Source organism: Romboutsia sp. BSD2780061687b_171204_C1, from assembly GCF_015560225.1.
GTDB lineage: Bacteria > Bacillota > Clostridia > Peptostreptococcales > Peptostreptococcaceae > Romboutsia_C > Romboutsia_C hominis.
On record NZ_JADMRK010000020.1, the window covers coordinates 9759 to 14593 of the forward strand.

Here is a 4835-nt window from a genome sequence, read left to right on the forward strand (position 1 = left end):
TAAGTTAGCTTATAAAAAAGTGTGAAAGGTATTGCAAATACTAGAAAAAGTTAAAACTAATCCGAAAATACATATTTAGCGACTAGTTGCATAACTGTTGTTTATTTGTTGCACAATACAAATGTATTAGCTACTTAGTTATTGTATAATTAATATATAAAACTTTTGGGAGGTAACTATTTTAATGAATAAACAACAATTCAACAACTTAGAAATAACAAAGCAAATACAATATATAAATAGTCAATTAGAGCTTATAAGTTTAACTAAAGTATGTGAAAATATTGGAATTGATAGAGCAACCATAAGAAAAAGATTTAAAAGTAAGGGTTATACATTGGTTGATAATAAGTACATAGCTACTGATACAGATACTAAAAAAGCTAATAACAGCAATTCTAAGAATGTAAAAAGTACTAATAATATAAATATATCATTAGAGCAATATAACAACTTAGAGAAACGTATAAAAGATATAGAGAAACAATTAAAGAAACTAAGTAACAACAACACAACTAATACACAACTACAACAAAGTAACAATAAAGAAATAAAGTTCTATAAAAATGAAACTGTAGTAAGAGCTTATAGAGTTGATACAGATATACAACAAAGATTTAAGGAATATTGCAGTAAAAATAATCAATATAAGATAAGTGATATAATCAGCACAGCATTAGAAAATTTTCTAAATGAATATGATAAGTAAAATCATTTTTAGTATTTCTTAGTGCTGTTTTTTTATTTAGTACTCTTATAGGGTTTCTCGCTACTCTTATAAAAAATAAATTCCGATAATGAAATTTAAGTGGGTGTTTATTTATGCAATTATATTAAAATAATATATAAGATAGTGTAAAGGAGCATATACAATGTTTAATAGATTATTATGTTTTCTTGATGATTTGATAATCAAGATTGATTTACTAACTTTCAGAGTTAATCAAAAAATTAAAGTAATAGAAGAAAGGCACTCAAAATAAGAGTGTCTTTTAATTTGTACGCACAAAGTATGTATAAAATTAAGATTTATAAAAATAAGTTTAAATTTGTACACACAAATCATGTACATTGTACGCACGAATTTTGATATAGAGTTATTACCTACAATAATGCAAAAGAAATTCTAAAAACTTTATAAAGTGGGTTAGATCACTTTAAAATTAAAAAGGAGTGGAAACCACTCCACTCCTTCCAAACAAACAACATTATCAGGTTAACTGATAAGGATAGTAATTAAAATGATTACTATAATGCTATTATGCCACTAAATTCTTGTATATTCAATATGTTTTACATTATCAAAATAACTTTACTATAATTTAATAAATTCGTATGCTTAAATACTGATGTGCAACAAACGTACAACAATATCATACGAACAAATAAAAGATGAATTTCATTTAAAAAATTAGGCTTTAGACCTTAGTAATTGCAATGGTTTCAAAATAATAAAAACGTTATAAGCTATTTAAATCAATTCTAAGGCGTTTTAAAAGTGTAATTGATATATAAGTCAATAAGATAATATAGGAAGTGGTGTAATGAACTTAAATAAGTGTAGGAATAAAAGAAATAAGTTTACCTATGACGGTAATCAAATAATATTAATAGGTGCTAAGGAGCTATATCCATTTGTATATAAAAGAATATGGGACTTGACTCAATATGATACAAAACTATTGAAACAATACGGACTTGAAAAATCTATCTATGTCTACATTGGAAGCTCAAATAAATATAATCTAAATGCTAGAAGTAGCACTTGGAAAAATGCAATTGAAAACAATAGAATAAATGTATCTAAAGAAATAAAAGCTTTTATAAATAAGTTGAAGTTATTTTATCAGTTTGAAACCAGTTATACGGCTAAAGAAATAGATTATCTATTATTCTATAATGCTAGTATTATTGCTAGATGTGAGAGCATACAGAGTGCTAGAAAGCTAGAAAAACAATTTACCACTAATTACCATAGTATGGACTTCTATGGTGAGATACTAGAGCTACACACGATACTACTATCGAAGGTCGATAGCAACTTAACAGAGGTAAAAGACGGTGCTGTAAAGGTGATTATGGATAGGAAAAAGATAGCTTAAGCTGTCTATAAAACCATAAAATGGCTAGATTGACACTAAAAATATGATATAATGTAAAAAGAGATGTAGGGACGGCAATCCTTACATCTCGTATATTTAAGGTATTACAACAAACGGCAATTTGTTGCAATCACTATCAGAAACTTATTTAATTTGTTCATTATTAGTATACTAAAAGTATGTGCATATTTCAATATGCATATTCATTTTGTGCGTACAAATTAAATAAGAGTGATTATATTTGTTGTACTACCTATTCAAATACAAAAGAATAGGAGCAAACAAAAGATGATTATAGAAAATTGGAATAGACAAGAAAAGTCAGTTATTATAATTGAAAAAAACGGACAAGTTGAAAGTGATAGAGTTATAAAAGACAATGAAGAAGTTATTATAAAAGACAAAGGAAAGAAATTAACGGCAAAACAAAGATACTTTTTAAACCAAAGGAATGAATTTAAAAAGCATTGTAATAGCTTAGGAGGATTTATTAATATGATTTATGCTAAGAATGAAATACTATTTAATAATACCAATATAGACAAATCTAATGTAAGCCGTATAATCTATTTATCTACTTATATGGATTACCAACAAAAAGGATTAATAGTATATCAACCTAAGAGCAAAGAAGGTAAATTCCAACCTAATGAGCCAATGAATAAAAAACAAATACAAACTACTTTAAATTTAGGAGATACAGCGTTTAAAAAGTTCCTTAAAGATATGAAAGAGAATAGCTTAATATATGAGGTTGATAAGAGGTTCTATATTAACACAGAGTATTTCATCAAAGGCGAAGTTGAAGAAATGGACAAGGCTAATCAGAGTTATTGTAGGTTGTTTATAGATACAATTAGAGCAATATATGAAAGCTGTAAAGCTAAGGAGCATAAGACTTTAGCAACAGTATATCAGCTTATACCTTTTGTTCATTATTCTAATAATATGATATGCAATACACCTAATGAATTAGAAAGTAACTCAAATCCAATGAGCCTTAAAGAAATAGGAGCATTGTTGAACTTAGAGGATAGCAAAGGGAATTTAAGAAAGTTAGTTAAAGAATTAGAGAGTATAAAAGTAATTGTTAAGGATAAAGAATATAAGCTATTTGCATATATCTATATGAGTGATAAAGATTTCTTCTTTATTAATCCATATGTTGTTTATAGTGGCAATGATATTAATAAACTTCGTTGGGTTGCAGATACTTATTTTTTTAGAGGACAAAATAAATAGATTTATACAGCACTTATCTTAATTGATAAGTGCTTTTTATTACGTCTGAAACCATTGGAAATACTCAATGCCGTATTTTTGCGACCAAAATGAATATTAATGCCGTATTTTTGCGACCACTTTTTTAAGGGTATTTTATTGAAATTTCAACGTTTGTTTGCGTTACCGCCCTATGTTTATATGAATAAAGTAAGATTTAACCCATAAAGTAAGTAATACCAACGTACTAAAGGTTTTAAGTTCTTAAAGGTTATAACCAACAGTGGCTATAACCTTTTATTGTATAAAAAATACTTAAATCTATGCTTTCAATACCAAAACCACCCAAAAATGTGGAGGTTTTTGACCCTTGCCAAAATCCTTATAAACGTTGAAATCTACACAAAAAAGCTCAAAAAATGCCTTTCATCTGTTATCACTTATCAATGGACTTTGTGAGCCGTGCGAACAAATATTAATCAGCCTACGGCAAAAAGTACTTCTTAAAACGCCTTATATACTTATTAGGTTTCTATCTACTACTTTGGTTGGCGTTTTCTGAACTAAGACACTTATTTATTTTCCATTAGTTTTCCATTATAGGATAAACCTATAAGCTAAAACTAAGCTAAAATAAAACGGTCGTAGTTCCTATTGGTTATTTAGGTTATTAGTTTAATTATTCATATAGTAAAATATTTATCTATTCAATTAGATTAAACAAATACCTTAAAAACACATAGAACAAAATTGAGTTGTTAAAATGTCGTATATCGAAGATAGACTTTTAATAATCTCAATGCGTTAGTAACAACTGAAAACCGTAGGTTGAAAGGCGTTAGTATGTAGAGATATAATAAGAGTTAATAAGCTAATAAATTAAGGGGTGTATCTATGAAAACAAAACTAACCTTTACTAACATATTACAGATTATAGCGATAATACTTTTATCAATAAGCATATTCTATAAGTTATTTAGATTGACGGTGTAATGATACCGTCTTTATTTATTGCATATTAGATTTAATACTTCTTATTGTACAGCTCCAATTAACTTAAAAAATTTCCCCTTATGAAAAAATTTGAATAGTACATTACCCCTTTGCCCTTCAAACTAAAAATTTTTGCAAAGAAAATAGGGCGTTATCTCGTGAAAGTTGGTTTAAATATATGATTTAAAAATAGGAGGGGGTGTTTAGACCTAAGACTTCCTTTAACCATTTATTAAAAATAATAAAATAAAGGAATATAATGATTTAGATTTAAAAAACTTAATTTAATAATCGAAAACCATACATTTACTTTAATTATATAAAATTTAGCCATTTTAATATAATTAAGTTTGCTTATATTGTTTAATTGATAAAAATATTAAAAACGCTGAAAGTATTGAAAATACTAAAAAGTAAGTAATTACATCTTTAACTATTCCCTAAATACATATTTAGCGACTAGTTGCATAACTGTTGTTTATTTGTTGCACAATACAAATGTATTAGCTACTTAGTTAT

At 26.6% G+C, this 4835-nt stretch carries 3 protein-coding genes; all 3 read left to right on the plus strand.

Annotated elements, in window-relative coordinates:
- Positions 1-184 precede the first annotated feature (184 nt).
- Positions 185-709: a hypothetical protein gene (locus I2H23_RS14780; RefSeq protein ID WP_195581999.1), complete on the plus strand. Its 525-nt coding sequence runs from the start codon at positions 185-187 to the stop codon at positions 707-709.
- 835 nt (positions 710-1544) lie between these two features.
- Positions 1545-2102, plus strand: a complete 558-nt coding sequence (locus tag I2H23_RS14785) for a hypothetical protein (RefSeq protein WP_195582001.1) — start codon at positions 1545-1547, stop codon at positions 2100-2102.
- A gap of 288 nt (positions 2103-2390) precedes the next feature.
- Positions 2391-3344 carry a hypothetical protein gene (locus tag I2H23_RS14790; RefSeq protein WP_195582003.1) on the plus strand — a complete coding sequence of 318 codons (954 nt, stop codon included), beginning with the start codon at positions 2391-2393 and terminating at the stop codon, positions 3342-3344.
- Positions 3345-4835 lie beyond the last annotated feature (1491 nt).

Coding starts and splice junctions, on each gene's coding strand:
- I2H23_RS14780 (WP_195581999.1), top strand. CDS start 185: ATGAATAAACAACAATTCAACAACTTAGAAATAACAAAGCAAATACAA.
- I2H23_RS14785 (WP_195582001.1), top strand. CDS start 1,545: ATGAACTTAAATAAGTGTAGGAATAAAAGAAATAAGTTTACCTATGAC.
- I2H23_RS14790 (WP_195582003.1), top strand. CDS start 2,391: ATGATTATAGAAAATTGGAATAGACAAGAAAAGTCAGTTATTATAATT.